Source organism: Bradyrhizobium sp. GW821-FHT13H06 (genome assembly GCF_058803975.1).
Genome location: NZ_JBXAPN010000001.1, coordinates 24840 through 39526 on the forward strand (window position 1 = coordinate 24840; position 14687 = coordinate 39526).

General features: G+C 62.2%; 16 protein-coding genes and 1 tRNA gene. 11 read left to right on the forward strand and 6 right to left on the reverse strand.

What is annotated here, in order from left to right; translation table 11 throughout:
• The first annotated feature begins 64 nt into the window (after positions 1–64).
• Together AC1RQP_RS00140 and AC1RQP_RS00145 are read left to right on the forward strand one after the other, a co-directional pair.
• A complete protein-coding gene (locus tag AC1RQP_RS00140) occupies positions 65–2185 on the forward strand; it encodes a sodium-translocating pyrophosphatase (protein ID WP_239623912.1) in 2121 nt (706 codons plus the stop codon).
• Between the two features lie 173 nt (positions 2186–2358).
• The gene (locus AC1RQP_RS00145; RefSeq protein WP_492935517.1) at positions 2359–3909 is read left to right on the forward strand and encodes a peroxidase family protein; all 1551 of its coding nucleotides are present in this window, start codon (positions 2359–2361) and stop codon (positions 3907–3909) included.
• Positions 3910–3958: 49 nt separating this feature from the next.
• Here AC1RQP_RS00145 and AC1RQP_RS00150 read toward each other — a convergent pair whose 3' ends face one another.
• Positions 3959–4960: a Bug family tripartite tricarboxylate transporter substrate binding protein gene (locus AC1RQP_RS00150; protein WP_239623910.1), complete on the reverse strand. Its 1002-nt coding sequence runs from the start codon at positions 4958–4960 to the stop codon at positions 3959–3961.
• A 219-nt stretch (positions 4961–5179) separates the two neighbouring features.
• Positions 5180–5665 (reverse strand): outer membrane protein assembly factor BamE, encoded by a 486-nt coding sequence (locus AC1RQP_RS00155; RefSeq protein ID WP_239623909.1) that lies wholly within the window; start codon positions 5663–5665, stop codon positions 5180–5182.
• 98 nt (positions 5666–5763) lie between these two features.
• Here AC1RQP_RS00155 and AC1RQP_RS00160 point away from each other — a divergent pair, with 98 nt between their 5' ends.
• The 7 genes from AC1RQP_RS00160 to AC1RQP_RS00190 all read left to right on the forward strand — a co-directional run bounded on the left by AC1RQP_RS00160 (position 5764) and on the right by AC1RQP_RS00190 (position 10490).
• Positions 5764–6327, forward strand: coding sequence for a ubiquinol-cytochrome C chaperone family protein (locus AC1RQP_RS00160; protein ID WP_239623908.1), 564 nt, complete (start codon positions 5764–5766; stop codon positions 6325–6327).
• On the forward strand, positions 6324–6893 hold the full coding sequence (locus AC1RQP_RS00165) for a YceD family protein (protein ID WP_492935518.1): 570 nt from the start codon (positions 6324–6326) through the stop codon (positions 6891–6893). The genes AC1RQP_RS00160 and AC1RQP_RS00165 overlap by 4 nt, the downstream gene beginning before the upstream one ends.
• Positions 6894–7189: 296 nt before the next feature.
• Entirely contained in the window at positions 7190–8251 is a 1062-nt protein-coding gene (plsX, locus tag AC1RQP_RS00170) for a phosphate acyltransferase PlsX (protein ID WP_239623906.1), read from the forward strand.
• Positions 8248–9228, forward strand: a complete 981-nt coding sequence (locus AC1RQP_RS00175; protein ID WP_239623905.1) for a beta-ketoacyl-ACP synthase III — start codon at positions 8248–8250, stop codon at positions 9226–9228. The genes plsX and AC1RQP_RS00175 overlap by 4 nt, the downstream gene beginning before the upstream one ends.
• A 133-nt stretch (positions 9229–9361) precedes the next feature.
• Positions 9362–9706, forward strand: coding sequence for an integration host factor subunit alpha (locus AC1RQP_RS00180; RefSeq protein WP_239623904.1), 345 nt, complete (start codon positions 9362–9364; stop codon positions 9704–9706).
• Between the two features lie 23 nt (positions 9707–9729).
• Positions 9730–10305: a MerR family transcriptional regulator gene (locus tag AC1RQP_RS00185; RefSeq protein WP_492935519.1), complete on the forward strand. Its 576-nt coding sequence runs from the start codon at positions 9730–9732 to the stop codon at positions 10303–10305.
• A 107-nt stretch (positions 10306–10412) separates the two neighbouring features.
• Positions 10413–10490: transfer RNA gene (locus tag AC1RQP_RS00190), tRNA-Pro, on the forward strand.
• A 123-nt stretch (positions 10491–10613) separates the two neighbouring features.
• Here AC1RQP_RS00190 and AC1RQP_RS00195 read toward each other — a convergent pair.
• Together AC1RQP_RS00195 and AC1RQP_RS00200 are read right to left on the reverse strand one after the other, a co-directional pair.
• The gene (locus AC1RQP_RS00195) at positions 10614–11423 is read right to left on the reverse strand and encodes a hypothetical protein (RefSeq protein ID WP_492935520.1); all 810 of its coding nucleotides are present in this window, start codon (positions 11421–11423) and stop codon (positions 10614–10616) included.
• Positions 11420–12505, reverse strand: a complete 1086-nt coding sequence (locus AC1RQP_RS00200) for a tyrosine-type recombinase/integrase (protein WP_492935521.1) — start codon at positions 12503–12505, stop codon at positions 11420–11422. The genes AC1RQP_RS00195 and AC1RQP_RS00200 overlap by 4 nt, the downstream gene beginning before the upstream one ends.
• Before the next feature lie 398 nt (positions 12506–12903).
• Between AC1RQP_RS00200 and AC1RQP_RS00205 the strand changes: the two genes are divergently transcribed.
• Positions 12904–13614, forward strand: coding sequence for a hypothetical protein (locus AC1RQP_RS00205; protein ID WP_492935522.1), 711 nt, complete (start codon positions 12904–12906; stop codon positions 13612–13614).
• A 36-nt stretch (positions 13615–13650) separates the two neighbouring features.
• Here AC1RQP_RS00205 and AC1RQP_RS00210 read toward each other — a convergent pair whose 3' ends face one another.
• Together AC1RQP_RS00210 and AC1RQP_RS00215 are read right to left on the reverse strand one after the other, a co-directional pair.
• The gene (locus AC1RQP_RS00210) at positions 13651–13836 is read right to left on the reverse strand and encodes a hypothetical protein (RefSeq protein ID WP_492935523.1); all 186 of its coding nucleotides are present in this window, start codon (positions 13834–13836) and stop codon (positions 13651–13653) included.
• Positions 13833–14000: a hypothetical protein gene (locus tag AC1RQP_RS00215; protein ID WP_492935524.1), complete on the reverse strand. Its 168-nt coding sequence runs from the start codon at positions 13998–14000 to the stop codon at positions 13833–13835. The genes AC1RQP_RS00210 and AC1RQP_RS00215 overlap by 4 nt, the downstream gene beginning before the upstream one ends.
• 193 nt (positions 14001–14193) lie before the next feature.
• On the opposite strand from AC1RQP_RS00215, the gene AC1RQP_RS00220 reads away from it, so the two are divergent.
• On the forward strand, positions 14194–14511 hold the full coding sequence (locus AC1RQP_RS00220) for a hypothetical protein (RefSeq protein WP_492935525.1): 318 nt from the start codon (positions 14194–14196) through the stop codon (positions 14509–14511).
• Positions 14512–14687 lie beyond the last annotated feature (176 nt).

Consider the following 14687-nt stretch of genomic DNA (forward strand, 5'->3'; position numbering starts at 1 on the left):
CCGCACCGCACGACGGACAACAAAAGGCGCCGGGGGTACATCAAGGATCTGAGGCAGAAATCAAATGACAGCATTATGGTTGATAGTGCTCTGCGGAGTGCTTTCCGTCGTCTACGCGATTTGGGCGACGTCTTCGGTGTTGAGCGCGGATGCGGGGTCGCCGCGCATGCAGGAGATCGCAGGAGCCGTGCGCGAAGGCGCACAGGCGTACCTGCGGCGCCAATACACCACGATCGGTCTCGTCGGCATCGTCATCTTCGTGCTGCTTGCCTATTTCCTCGGGCTGTATGTCGCGATCGGTTTTGCCATCGGCGCGATCCTGTCCGGCGCTGCCGGCTTCATCGGCATGAACGTCTCGGTCCGCGCCAATGTGCGCACGGCCCAGGCCGCAACGAAATCGCTTGCCGGCGGCCTCGAGCTCGCCTTCAAGGCGGGCGCCATCACCGGACTTCTGGTCGCCGGTCTCGCGCTGCTCGGTGTGACCCTCTATTTCGGCTTCCTGGTCCACTCGCTGAAGCTCGCGCCAGATAGTCGCGTCGTGGTCGATGCCCTGGTGGCGCTCGGCTTCGGCGCCTCGCTGATCTCGATCTTCGCCCGTCTCGGCGGCGGCATCTTCACCAAGGGTGCGGACGTCGGCGGCGACCTCGTCGGCAAGGTCGAGGCCGGCATTCCCGAGGACGATCCGCGCAACCCGGCGACCATCGCCGACAATGTCGGCGACAATGTCGGCGACTGCGCCGGCATGGCCGCCGACCTGTTCGAGACCTATGCGGTGACCGCGGTCGCCACCATGGTCCTGGCGGCGATATTCTTCGCGAAGACGGCGATCCTCTCCAACATGATGACGCTGCCGCTCGCGATCGGCGGCATCTGCATCATCACCTCGATCATCGGTACCTTCTTCGTCAAGCTCGGGCCGAGCCAGTCGATCATGGGCGCGCTCTACAAGGGCCTGATCGCGACCGGCATCCTGTCCCTGATCGGCATCGCGCTGGTGATCTACTACCTGATCGGCTTCGGCAAGCTCGAGGGCGTCGACTACACCGGCATGGCGCTGTTCGAATGCGGCGTGGTCGGCCTCGTCGTCACCGCGCTGATCATCTGGATCACCGAATACTACACGGGCACCGACTACCGTCCGGTGAAGTCGATCGCCCAGGCCTCGGTGACCGGTCACGGCACCAACGTGATCCAGGGCCTTGCGATCTCGATGGAAGCGACCGCGCTGCCCGCGATCGTGATCATCGCCGGCATCCTGGTCACCCACAGCCTCGCCGGCCTGTTCGGCATCGCGATCGCGACCGCCACCATGCTGGCGCTGGCCGGCATGATCGTCGCGCTCGATGCCTTCGGCCCCGTCACCGACAACGCCGGCGGCATCGCCGAGATGGCGGGCCTGCCGAAGGAGGTGCGCAAATCGACCGACGCGCTCGACGCGGTCGGCAACACCACCAAGGCGGTGACCAAGGGCTACGCGATCGGCTCCGCCGGTCTTGGCGCCCTGGTGCTGTTCGCGGCCTACAACGAGGACCTCAAGTTCTTCGTTGCCGGCTCCGCGCAGCATCCCTACTTCGCCGGCGTCAAGCCGGACTTCTCGCTCAACAACCCCTATGTGGTGGTGGGCCTCTTGTTCGGCGGCCTGTTGCCGTATCTGTTCGGCGCGATGGGCATGACCGCCGTCGGCCGCGCCGCCGGCGCCATCGTCGAGGAGGTGCGGCGTCAGTTCCGCGAGAAGCCGGGCATCATGCAGGGCACCGACAAGCCTGACTACGGCAAGGCGGTCGACCTGCTGACGAAGGCGGCGATCAAGGAGATGATCATCCCGTCGCTGCTGCCGGTGCTGTCGCCGATCGTCGTCTACTTCTTGATCTATGTGATCGCGGGCGGCGGCGCGGCCGGCAAGTCGGCGGCGTTCTCGGCCGTGGGCGCAATGCTGCTCGGCGTGATCGTGACGGGCCTGTTCGTCGCGATCTCGATGACCTCGGGCGGCGGCGCCTGGGACAACGCCAAGAAGTACATCGAGGACGGTCATTTCGGCGGCAAGGGGTCCGACGCCCACAAGTCGGCCGTCACCGGTGACACCGTTGGCGATCCCTACAAGGACACGGCGGGCCCTGCGGTGAACCCGATGATCAAGATCACCAACATCGTGGCCTTGCTGCTGCTGGCGATTTTGGCGCACTGAACGGCGTCACGAATTTGCAAGACGAGCCCCGCGGCGTGAGCCGCGGGGTTTTTTGCTTCACGATATCGTGCCTTCGCGGCGGCTTTGTTGCAGGGGAACTGTGACGTCAATTACAAAGTGTCTTCCCTCCGGGGACTACCGTGCGGTTGCTGTCTCACCCACTGGAGGGAAGAATGACGCAAGCTGCAAACCTGAATCCAAGACACGGGAAAGCCGGACGCCAGCCGACCAGGGCCGGTTTGAAACCGCCCAGCGCCAATGCAGATCCCGGCTTGTTCGGCCGGATGTTTGACCTGCCGGCATTCACGGCGCCGGAGGCTGCGTTGCAGGCGCTTGCCACAGCAATGAAGGACGCCGGGCCGGACGATGTGACCGGTGACAACTCCAACATTCCGTCGGGCTTTACCTATCTCGGCCAATTCGTCGATCACGACATCACGCTTGATCTTACGTCGCTTGCCGAGAAGCAGGAGGATCCCAAAGCCACCACAAACTTCCGCACGCCGAGGCTCGATCTCGACAGCATTTACGGTCTGGGACCGGATGGCAGCCCCCAACTCTACGCTCGCGACACCAACAACGTCTCACAGCCCGGGCCGAAGTTCTTGCTCGGCAAGACAGAGCCCACGCCGCGCGCGGCGGGCGTCTTTCCGAATGATCTGACGCGGAATTCGGAAGGGCGGGCCCTGATCGGCGACCACCGCAATGACGAGAATCTGCTGGTCGCACAGACGCACCTTGCGTTCCTGAAATTCCACAACAAGGTCGTCGACATGCTCGCGGCCGGGCCCAACGCGCCGGCGCCCGACCAGCTCTTCTCTGAAGCACGAAAGCTGGTGACTTGGCACTATCAATGGATGGTGCTGCACGATTTCGTCGAGCGCTTGACGGAGAAGGGCATCGTCGCCAGGATTCTGCACGAGGGCCGGAAGTTCTATCGATTCCAGAAGGTGCCCTACATGCCGGTCGAGTTCTCGGCGGCAGCCTACCGGCTCGGACACAGCATGGTTCGCGAGACATACAGCCACAACCATGTGTTCACGAAGCCCGGCGGCTTTGCTGCGGCGACCCTCAACCTCGAGTTCTTCTTCTCCGGGCTCTCCGGCCGCATCCTGGGCGAAATTGCCGGTACCACTCCCAACGCGCCCAATTCCCCGCCCAACGTGAGCACCTTGCCCACGGATTGGATCATCGACTGGAGCCGCTTCTACGAATTCGATCCGGCGATCGCGCCGACGCCGAACTTCCTGTTCAACCATTCGCGCAAGATCGATCCATTCCTCATTCCGAAATTGCACGATCTTCCAGGTGGCGGCGGCAGCCTGCCGCTCCGCAACTTGCAGCGCGGAGTCAATCTCGGATTGCCGTCGGGTCAAGATGTGGCTCGTGCGATGGGGATCCCAGTGCTCAAGCCAGCGGAGATCGCAACCGGCACCGACGGCGCCGTTGCGGCCGCGCATGGCTTCGATCGAAAGACGCCGCTCTGGTACTACATCCTCAAAGAGGCCCAGGTGAAGACCGGCGGTCTTCGGCTCGGTCCGGTCGGCGCGCGTATCGTGGCCGAGGTGTTCATTGGCATCGTCGCTGGCGATAACCAATCCTATCTCAGCCAGCGGAACTGGAAACCGACGCTGCCGGCGAAGACTCCGGGCACTTTCCTGATGAGCGATCTCTTGCGCTTCGTCGGAGATATCAGTCCGATCGACGGGGTCACGACCGGATAGCAGTCGCTCAAGTCCCGGATGCCGCAGGCGGCATCCGGGACACGAGAAACTACTGGACGTCCATTTGCAGCCCTTCCTTCTGGATGATGCCGGCGAACTTCTTCGTCTCGGCCTCCACGAAGGCGGCAAATTGCTGCGGGGTGCCGTAGTCGGCGCGGGCGCCCATGGCGGCGATCTGCTTCTTGATGTCCTCGCGCTCCAGCATCGCCTTGATCTGGAGATTGAGCGCGTTGAGCACCTCGGGTGAAACCCCCTTCGGCAGGAATACCGAGAACCAGGACGAGATGTCGAAACTCGCCAGCTCCGGCGCGCTCTCTCGCATCGTCGGCAGGTTCGGCGCGAGGTCGCTGCGCTCGGTCGTGGTGACGCAGAGACCGTTGAGCGTGCCGTTCTGCACCTGAGGCAGGCTCGGATAGAGATTGTCGAACAGGATCTGGATGTCGCCGGCGAGGGCCGCTTGCAGCGCGGGTCCGGCGCCGCGGAACGGGATGTGCGTCATCTTCAGGCCGGTGAGCTGGAGGAACCAGGCGCCGGTGAGGTGAGGGCTCTGGCCGACGCCCGAAGAGGCGTAGCTGAGCTTGTCCGGATTGGCCTTGAGGTAGGCGATCAGCTCGGGGATCGACTTGATGCCGGTCTTCGGATGCGCCGAGACGATGTTCGGGATCCGGATCATGTTCGAGACCGGCTGCAGCTGGTCGGGCTTGTAGGTGAGGTTCTTGAAGATGCTGTAGGCGATCGCGTTCGGACCGGGATTGCCGACCAGGATGGTGTGACCATCAGGCTTGGCGCGGACCACCTCGGCAGTCCCGATGGTGCCGCCGCCGCCCGAGCGGTTTTCCACGACCGCCGACTGGCCCCAGGCGGTTTGCAGATGCGCGGCCAAGAGCCGGCCCATCACGTCGGTCGATCCGCCGGCCGCAGCCGGTACGACGAGGCGAACGTTTTCGGTGGGCTTCCAGTCGGCGAGGCTCGATCGCGGCAGTATGGCTGCGGCTGAAAGGCCGGCAGCGCCGGTGAGCACGCGACGGCGGGACAACAAAGGCTTAGGCACGAATCCACTCCCTGCTTCTTTCTTTGCAGGGACCGTACGGAACCGCTCGTGCGACCGCAAGTCGCGTGCGAGGGCAAGTGGCGTGCGCAGAGCGGCACGACGCCGCAGCTCAGAGCGATTTACCTTCCGACGGAATTGGAAGGGCTCTGGCAGCGTGTTGGCCGCGCTTTTTTCTTTGCGCGAACCGTTATCGACTCCGCGCGAAAGCGCTGTGAAGTCTCAGTTGAAGCTGAGCAGCTTGAACAGCGGCGTGAGGTAACTCATCTCCTGGCCCGACGTCGGCGTCGTACGGCTGATGAAGTCGAAGATCTTGCCGTCCTGCAGACCGTAATTCGCAAGCCGGCGCACGCGCCGGTTCTTGTCGAAATAGATCGCGATCACGCGCTGGTCGACCACCTTCTGGTTCATGAAGGCGACCGGGCGCTCCGAGCGTTGCGAGATGTAGTAGAACACCTCACCGTCGAGGGTCGCGACCGTGGAGGGGGTGCCCATCACGATCAGCACCTGGTCCTGGCTCGCGCCGATCGGAATCTGCTCGAGCGCGCCGGGCGGCAGGATGTAACCCTTCTGGAACTGCTCGCCCGTACAGCCCGCAAGAGCCGCGCCGACCACGGCGGCAGCTGCGAGCATGCGCAAGCCGCGCCAGCATGCGTGGAGGCCGCGCCGCTGATCCGCGCGCAGGCTGGTCTGGTTCGTTGTCGTCATAGCGGAACTGATTCCGTCCCCTTGCGTCGCGCGAGGCGCTGAAGTACCGGGCGGAGGCTCTGAATGCAACACGCGCGCGCCCGCTTGCGGAAACCACAATGCTTTGGCCGTTCAATCACTTCAGGAAACCCCGACTAACCCCGCCGGGCACCATTGAAGCCATCTATGGCATGATCGTGACGCAGGCGCGAGAACCCATATTTTACCGTGACTTGGGCGTGCCCGATACGGTTAACGGGCGTTTCGACCTGTTGCTGCTGCATCTCTGGCTGTTGCTGCGCCGCCTGCGCACGGTCCAGAGTGCCACCGGAGGCGCCACGGAGCTGTCGCAGGCGCTATTCGATCGCTTCTGCGAAGACATGGACGACAATCTGCGCGAGATGGGGGTGGGCGACCAGACCGTGCCAAAGCGGATGCGGGCCTTCGGCGAGGCGTTCTACGGTCGCGTCCAGGCCTATGACCAGGCCATGGAAGGCGGCGGCGAGGCGCTGGCATCGGCGATCTGCAAGAATATCTTGAACGGGACCGGCTTCGGTCAGGCGCAGCAGCTCGCGGCCTATGCCCGGGCCAGTGAGGCCGATCTTGGCCGGACCGATGAGGCCGCGCTGCTGCGCGCCTCCTTCAAGTTTCCTCCAGCACTCCCCGAGGATGTCACGCCATGAGTCGACCGAATGCCGGATCCGAGCCCGATCCCTGGCGGGCGCCCGTCATCGTTGCGCAGATCCCCGAAGCAGGCCTGCATCGCGAGCTCGAGGCCTCAGCGGCCGAGCGGCAAACCATGGCGGCGCTCGCGGGCGTGCGGGAGATCCTGTCCGCGCATGCCAGCTTCGATGTCGTGCCGAAAAGCGGTGGGCGGGTTCACGTCACGGGGCTTGTTCGCGGCCGGGTCGGCCAGACCTGCGTCGTCACGCTGGATCCAATCGAGAGCGAGATCGAGGAGGAGGTCGACTTGATGTTCGCCCCCGAGGCCGAGGCGCGGCGCCTGGCCGATCTGATCGAGGAGGGGCAGGACGATGAGGGACCGTCCGAGGTCGCCGATCCTCCCGAGCCGATCGCTGGTGGCATCATCGACCTCGGCCGGCTCGCCACCGACGCCCTGTTCCTGGCCATCGATCCCTATCCGCGCAAGGAGGGGGCCGTATTCGAGGCGGAGGTCACCGCCCCAGATCCCGACGACAATCCCTTCGCGGTGCTGAAGGCGCTTCAAGACAAGAAGAAGGGCCAATAGGGCATTTCCCCTTGTGCCCGCCTTGCGAGGAGACGCGAGGCATTTCCCCTGATGGTTTGAAAGAAGCATTTATCCTTCTGATTTCGATGTCTTTCCTGCTCAATCCGGGGTTCGTGGCCGCATCGCCCCAAATGCAAAAGGCTGGGGGCAAGAGGTTGTTTCGGGGTAACAAAACGCTATTGTCGCGCCCCGGTCCGGGTGCGGCGTGGCGCCTGGCCGATCGCCATGTCCGTGGCGAGCCCATTTCGCGGCCCCGCTAGCTCAAGACCGCACCAGACCAGGTTTCCAGGACTTTCATGCCAAGCAAGGTTCGCATCGCGCTGGACGCCATGGGGGGCGATGTCGGCCCCGCCGTGGTCATTCCGGGCGCCGCCATCTCGCTGGGCAGGCATCGCGATACCGAGTTCCTGCTGGTCGGCGACCGCGCCAGGATCGAGCCCGAGCTCGACAAGCACCCGAAGCTGAAAGCCGCCTCCAGGATCGTCCATACCGACGTCGCCGTCAGCATGGAGGACAAGCCGAGCCAGGCGCTGCGGCGCGGCCGCAAGACCTCGTCGATGTGGCTGGCGATCGATGCGGTCAAGAAGGGCGAGGCGGATGTCGCGATCTCCGCCGGCAATACCGGCGCGCTGATGGCGATGGCGCGCTTCCACCTGCGGACGCTGCCGGGCATCGACCGTCCGGCCATCTCCGCGATATGGCCGACCATGCGCGGCGAATCCGTCGTGCTCGACCTCGGCGCCACCCTCGGCGGCGATGCCCACCATCTGGTCTCGATGGCGGTCATGGGCGCAGCCAAGGCGAGCGTGCTGTTCAACAAGAAGCGGCCGACGGTCGGCCTGCTCAACATCGGCGCCGAAGAGATCAAGGGCCACGAGGAGATTCGCGAGGCCAGCGAGATCCTGCGGGCAAGGAACCTGCCGGAGCTCGACTATATCGGCTTCGTCGAGGGCGACGGTATCGGAAAGGGGCTGGCCGACGTCATCGTGACCGAGGGCTTCAGCGGCAACATCGCGCTCAAGGCTGCCGAGGGAACCGCGCGCCAGATGGCGGAATTGCTCCGTAACGAGATGCAGCGGAGCTGGCTCTCCAAGCTCGGCTATGTCTTCGCCCGCAGCGCCTTCCAGGCCCTGCGCGACAAGATGGACCCCAACAAGTCCAATGGCGGTGTGCTGCTGGGACTGAGGGGGGTGGTGGTCAAGAGCCACGGCGGAACCAACGCCGAAGGCTTTGCCTATGCGATCGATGTTGGCTATGAGATGGCTCACTACGATCTCCTGAACAAGATCAATCAGATGCTCAACCGCGAGGGTGGTGCACTCAGTTCCGTGCAGCCCGCGCCGGAGGATGTTTCGTGACTCAAATTCGTTCGGTCGTGCTTGGCTGCGGCTCTTATCTGCCGGAGCAGGTGGTGACCAACGCCCAATTGGCGGCCCGCATCGACACCTCCGACGAGTGGATCGTTCAGCGCACGGGCATTCGCGAGCGGCACATCGCGGCCGAGGGCGAGTTCACCTCGCACCTGGCGATCAAGGCCGCGCAGGCCGCGCTCAGCGATGCCGGCATGGACGCGCAGTCGATCGACCTCATCGTGCTGGCGACCTCGACCCCGGACAACACCTTCCCCGCGACGGCTGTCGCCGTGCAGCACGGGCTCGGCATCAATCATGGCGCGGCCTTCGACCTCCAGGCGGTGTGCTCGGGCTTCGTGTTCGCGCTTGCCACCGCCGACAATTTCCTGCGCACCGGTGCCTTCAAGCGCGCGCTGGTGATCGGCGCCGAAACCTTCTCGCGCATCCTCGACTGGAACGACCGCGGCACCTGCGTGCTGTTCGGCGACGGCGCCGGGGCGGTGGTGCTGGAGGCGCAGGAGCAGCCCGGCAATGCCGCGACCGACCGCGGTATTGTGACCACGCATCTGCGCTCCGACGGCCGCCACAAGGCAAAGCTGTTCGTCGATGGCGGTCCGTCCTCGACCCAGACCGTCGGCCATCTGCGCATGGAAGGCCGCGAGGTCTTCAAGCATGCGGTCGGCATGATCACCGACGTCATCGTCGATGCCTTCCAGGCGACCGGGCTCAATGCCGAAAGCATCGACTGGTTCGTGCCGCACCAGGCCAACAAGCGAATCATCGACGCCTCCGCACACAAGCTTCACATCGCGCCGGAAAAGGTGGTGCTGACGGTGGACCGTCACGGCAACACCTCCGCCGCCTCGATCCCGCTGGCGCTGTCGGAGGCGCGCAAGGACGGCCGCATCAAGAAGGGTGACCTGATTCTCCTGGAGGCGATGGGCGGCGGCTTCACCTGGGGCTCCGCGCTGCTGCGCTGGTAAGCCACAGTCGATAAAATTTTGCCGGAATTCGCGCCGATAATCGATGCGTCTGCATTGATGAGCGCTGTTGACCGCCGTATCGTAACCTCATAATTTCAGACAACAATTGTTCGCCGTGATGTGGGGCAGGGCGATGACCGAGACCAGCAAAACCGTAACGCGAGTTGATCTGTGCGAAGCCGTCTACCAGAAGGTGGGGCTGTCGCGCACGGAATCGTCCGCCTTTGTGGAACTCGTGCTGAAGGAGATTACCGACTGCCTCGAAAAGGGCGAGACGGTGAAATTGTCCTCATTCGGGTCCTTCATGGTGCGCAAGAAGGGTCAGCGCATCGGCCGTAACCCGAAGACCGGTACCGAGGTGCCGATCTCGCCGCGCCGCGTCATGGTGTTCAAGCCGTCGGCGATCCTGAAGCAGCGGATCAACGGCCAGCACCGCGCCAATGGCGACGCCACCAGCAAGGCTCAGCAAGAGGCATAACCCTTTCGCAAAGGATTTGGCATTTGGACAAGGCGCCGGATGCGTTCCGAACCATCAGCGAAGTAGCGCAGGAACTCGACATTCCGCAGCACGTGCTGCGGTTCTGGGAGACCCGGTTCTCCCAGATCAAGCCGATGAAGCGCAGCGGCGGCCGCCGCTATTACCGCCCCGACGACGTCGACCTGCTCAAGGGCATCCGCCGGCTGCTCTACGGGGAGGGCTACACCATCCGCGGGGTGCAGCGGATCCTGAAGGAGCACGGCGTCAAATCGGTGCAGGGCTTGGCCGACAGCGCCGCCGCGGTCTCGTTCGGCGCCATCGAGGACGCCATCGGCGCGAGCCTGATCGAGCCCGAGGACGAGGCGCCCATCAAGGGCGTCACCGACACCGACGATGACGACTACCAGGGCGACGAAGAGGAAGGCATCGACTTCCGCTTCAGCGAGATCGACGACGAGGAGATCCTCACCACCTTCCGCAAGGGCGCCACTGCCGCGCCCGCCGGCCCCAGCGCGCTGGACCGCGAGCGCCTCGGCCGGGCGCTCGCCGACCTCGTCGCCTGCCGTGAGATGCTGGATCAGGCGCTGAAGGACGGGTAGGGGCGGGGCCCACCGGCTTGGCAGTTCCGCGTGCTTTGGGCGGATACACCAAAATGCTGCGGCCTCGCCTTGCGCAAAGCGGCGATCCTAGCTAATGGAACGACGTTCGGAGCGTGGCGCAGCCCGGTTAGCGCACTAGTCTGGGAGACTAGGGGTCGGAGGTTCAAATCCTCTCGCTCCGACCATTTCTCTCAATGGAATCAAAGTTGTTGCTGCGGTTAGTTTGCAACGTTCCGCCCGTTTGCAGATAGTTTGCAATCTTGTTCGTGCGCTGTTCTGTTAGGGGCCTGCTCGCTCGCCGTGGACGGTTACCCGGCGCGATTCCTCGGCGGCAGCTGTCTTATGAAATTAGGCATGAAATTCATGATGTCGTCAGCGTCGCGATCCGAAAGGACGGTGACGGGCATTGTGACGAGGGGGGTCTCGATCGGCCAAATCCGAGGCATCAGCTGCCGAAACCAATCGGGAAATTCGAAAGCTCCTGCGCGCAGGTTGCTCACAGAGAATGAGAACAAGTTGCCGTAGCTGAGAATTGTGAACTGAGCGTTGATCGGCCGCGCGCCACGAGGAGGATGAATGCCTCCTTCGCTCAGATAGTATGTGTAATGGTGATAGCGGCTCTTCCAATCTTCGCCGCGGTAGCGACCGATGTAAATCTGCCACTTAGCGAGTGGCGTGCGGGTGCTAAAAAATTCGTCCCGCTCGGCTGTAGTCACAGCGACGTTTTTCAAGTCGGAGTATTCCGCCGTGATCGCCTTCATTGTAAGCCATTTTGCGATCGTGACCTGCTGGTCTTCCGAAAGTTGAGTGGTGCGGCCCACAATTATCGGGGTCAGGATTGGCTGCGCTTCATCTTCAATGTCTCGCATCCATCCTTCGTTGCAGGACTTACAGATCTTGACCGTGCGATGTATCGTTAGGCCCGGTGCGCGTCTGTTCTCAAGCAAGGGACGTTTCTCGGGTATTCCTCGCTGATCGATGTGCCAATTCTGATCGGGATGCTCTACGAGATCATGCATCCACTGCGAGAAAATATGCTCTTTACTAATCCGAGACCATCCTTTGTGACCGGGCGAGCCTATAAAAACGCAGTCGCGCTTTAATTGCTTTATCTTCATGCGGTCTGCCCGAACTGGTCACTTGAAGAGTCGGTCGCGAGCGAGGTCCTATCCCGATGGTCCTCAAGCTTCTTGATCGCATTGGCTGCCGGCACACCCCTGCGAGCCAAATAATCGTCAATAATCCGCTGGGCCTTATCCACGGTCCAAGTTAGCGCCTCCGCAATCTCCGGTGCGGTAGCGCCCGCCTCCGCGAGCAACGTGGCGGCTGTGCCTCGGTTGTCGTGGAAGTTCAGGTTGCCGGCTCCGGCTGCGTCCGAGTCTTCCCGCCAGTGATCGTTGAAATAACGCTTGGTGTAAGCCTTCCTGGTCGGCGTCAGCATGACCAGCGCGCCGACACGGGGCAGGGCGTCCAGATGCGCCTTAAGCTCGCGTGTGGCCGGAATCCAAAGCATCTTGCCGGTCTTGCTGGATCGGATTTGGACGCGCTGCCCGTCGTATCGCGTCCAGGCGAACTTCCGGACGTCGCTGGCGCGCATTGCGGTGTTGCGGACCAGGATCATGGCCGTTGCCATCGCCGGCCGTGCTGTCTTGATGAACTGCTGCTGTAGCTCCTCCGACCACGTCTTGTCGGCCCGATCGCTCTTGTAGAGCCGGTGGAAGGTCGGAATGGGGTGATGCTTGATGCGGCGTTGCTCTTTCGCAAACGAGAGCACGCGGCAGAGCGCCGACATAAGGTTGTCCGCCGATCGGCGCGAGGTCTTGCCTAGCTCCTGATGCCACGCGAGTGCGTCCGCCGCGAATGCGTCGGCATCGTCTGGGTTGTTGAACGTGTCCTCGGGGACGGTGCCCCACTTCTGTTCGATACGCTTGAGCTTCCAGGGATACTGCTTGCGCGATTCCTCGCTCAGCGCGGCGTAGGTGCTGGACGTATCGAAAAGCCGAATGAGATCGGTTAGCGTCTTTTCGCTTTTGCGACGGGTGCGCTTCTCAGCCTCCGCGTAGGTCTCCGCGAGGCGGTCAGGGTCCAGGCGGATGCCGGTGGCGCGGCGGTAGAGATAGATTTTGACCGTGCCATCTGCCTGACGCTTGGGAACGCGGTTGATGCCCTTGAGCTTAAGCGGCTTGGGTCTTACGCGCATTCTCAGCCTTCCAACGCTGGTATGGGGTCATTCCCGGGGCAGATTCTGTCACAAGGCCCGAAGCCCGGTCTAGGGCAGAGTCAAGGGCCTTGAGGTCCCAGCGGTTGGTCCCCGCCATTGCCCTGGGGATAAGTCCCTTTTGCATCCAGCGGTCGAACGCAGCCAGGGTATTGCAGCCGCAGTAATCGGCCGCCTCCTGCTTTGTTAGACACCGCTTTTGCACGTCCGTCGTTCCCATGACCGAGCTATGAGACAGATATAGCGGGCGGATGATGGGATGCGCTGTATTTCGCGCGATGGCCCCAAAATGTCCGCGGCATCGCGCGGCGATAACTGAAGCGGTAGTGTTTGACGGCAATGCCCGCTAAGGTAAGCGGGGATTCAATCTTGAGGGGCCAATGGCGATTGACGCTGACAACATTTTTGATGGTCTGTCTTCAGACCCTCACTTGGCAAGTTACGAACTACTCATTCGACTAGAAAAAGCGCTGGGTTCATCGCCGGGCGTCTCGATGTTCACTGAGGTATGCGGAATCCTAGAGGCGTTTTACGAAGCTCAAGGTTGGAAACTGCCCAACCCATTAAATCCGTCGGGCTACCAAGGCACTGATCCGATCGAAGGCGCTGCTAGCTTGTTGCGCGCGCGTCCGCGTCTCCAATACGAGGCCTATGCCGGTCAGATCATGCAAAATTATCGGCATGTGACGAAGGCAAAGGCAGCGAGCGCGCTCAGCGCGCGAATAGCGACCGAACCCGGTTACGCGGTTTTCGAATCCGAAGAGAAGGCGGAGCTGCACGAGCATCTGGACAAGATCCGGAGCATCGTTGAAAAATCGTCGCTCGATGACAGGAAAAAGAACAGCCTGTTCGAGCGCATAAATGAGCTCGCTAAGGAAATCGACCGAAACGGCACAAGGACGGACAGGTTCTTTGCGTTCGCAGGAGAGTTGAGCTTCTATCTGGGCGAGTTTGCGAAGAATGCAAAACCTGCAATTGAAGAGGCGAAGTCAATCTTGAAAATCATCTGGCGAGCCCGCGAAAGGCACGACGGGACTAAGTTGCCACGGCCAGACGACGTGTTGCTGTTGCCTGACCCCGGACGCGAATGAACAAAAGGGCGCGGTGTGATCCGCGCCCTTTCTAATTCACTTGGTTTTGGCCGTTCGCATCAACTCGCCAGCCAGCATCCGGGCAATGACGAGTGGAGGTGATCCGCCAACCTGGGTCGCTTTCGTCCCGAATTCCGTGATGACCCGCACCATGCCGGAACGAACTTCGTAAGTGCCGGTGCGACGATCATTGTCATAGGTGAAGGCAACCACCTTAGTCATGCCGCGTCCTCACTGCTCGCCGGATAGATATCGGCGGCGCACAATGCGACCTGAATCTGGGTCTCTACCCAATTGCGCCCCATAACAACGTAATAGTCCGAGCCGGCACGAGAGTCGGTAAGCGTCTTCAAGAGAGCGAAATAGCGGTCGTCGGCAATCAACATGGCATTCCCTTCTTAGCCCCACCATTGTCGGTGTGGCGCCATAAGACTCATTATTCGCTAAGTGGCGTCAAGTAATTGACTCTATTTAAGATTGTAAGTCAGGACTGACTTGCAAAGTGCCCATTGACGCTAGGCAACCCAACGCATTTTAAAAGGTTGCTTTGGATACAGCATCGATCAGTAAGGAATGCCCGTGATCACATCGCCGGACTTTGCGACAGAATTCTACACAATCGAACGGACAGTCGAGGTCGTAGTGAACCTTGAGGTCTTTCGAATCGAGGTTATGCAATCGAGCGACGGCAACAAGCCATTCAGCACTCGCGTCTACGAGCGGGAAGACATTGTGGCCCAGCCCGCATATCCTTCGGAGGAGAATCCCGAACGAAAGCCTGAGACCTACCCGGTGTGGAAACCACTCGATATTGGCTGGACGGCTAGGGAAACAGCCGAAGGGGCCCTCAGCCAAGCCCTTGGATTTTTGGGCGAGCGGTTCCCGGATGCGAGTTGAGTCATGAGCTGGCCGGGAGGTTGGCGCGTGACCGGGAAGCAGGCCCGGGCCTTGGAGACGTTATCTTTGCCGAAGACATTCCCATCTCCGGAGACGGGATTAAAAAGCCGGCCGCAGGCCGGCGGGGGTTCGGGGGCGGCAGCCCCCCGGAGCGAAGCGACGGAGCGGAGCGAGGG

Coding starts and splice junctions, on each gene's coding strand:
- AC1RQP_RS00180 (WP_239623904.1), top strand. CDS start 9,362: ATGACCGAGACCAGCAAAACCGTAACGCGAGTTGATCTGTGCGAAGCC.
- plsX (WP_239623906.1), top strand. CDS start 7,190: ATGCCAAGCAAGGTTCGCATCGCGCTGGACGCCATGGGGGGCGATGTC.
- AC1RQP_RS00140 (WP_239623912.1), top strand. CDS start 65: ATGACAGCATTATGGTTGATAGTGCTCTGCGGAGTGCTTTCCGTCGTC.
- AC1RQP_RS00165 (WP_492935518.1), top strand. CDS start 6,324: ATGAGTCGACCGAATGCCGGATCCGAGCCCGATCCCTGGCGGGCGCCC.
- AC1RQP_RS00195 (WP_492935520.1), bottom strand. CDS start 11,423: ATGAAGATAAAGCAATTAAAGCGCGACTGCGTTTTTATAGGCTCGCCC.
- AC1RQP_RS00210 (WP_492935523.1), bottom strand. CDS start 13,836: ATGACTAAGGTGGTTGCCTTCACCTATGACAATGATCGTCGCACCGGC.
- AC1RQP_RS00145 (WP_492935517.1), top strand. CDS start 2,359: ATGACGCAAGCTGCAAACCTGAATCCAAGACACGGGAAAGCCGGACGC.
- AC1RQP_RS00200 (WP_492935521.1), bottom strand. CDS start 12,505: ATGCGCGTAAGACCCAAGCCGCTTAAGCTCAAGGGCATCAACCGCGTT.
- AC1RQP_RS00155 (WP_239623909.1), bottom strand. CDS start 5,665: ATGACGACAACGAACCAGACCAGCCTGCGCGCGGATCAGCGGCGCGGC.
- AC1RQP_RS00160 (WP_239623908.1), top strand. CDS start 5,764: ATGCTTTGGCCGTTCAATCACTTCAGGAAACCCCGACTAACCCCGCCG.
- AC1RQP_RS00215 (WP_492935524.1), bottom strand. CDS start 14,000: ATGTTGATTGCCGACGACCGCTATTTCGCTCTCTTGAAGACGCTTACC.
- AC1RQP_RS00205 (WP_492935522.1), top strand. CDS start 12,904: ATGGCGATTGACGCTGACAACATTTTTGATGGTCTGTCTTCAGACCCT.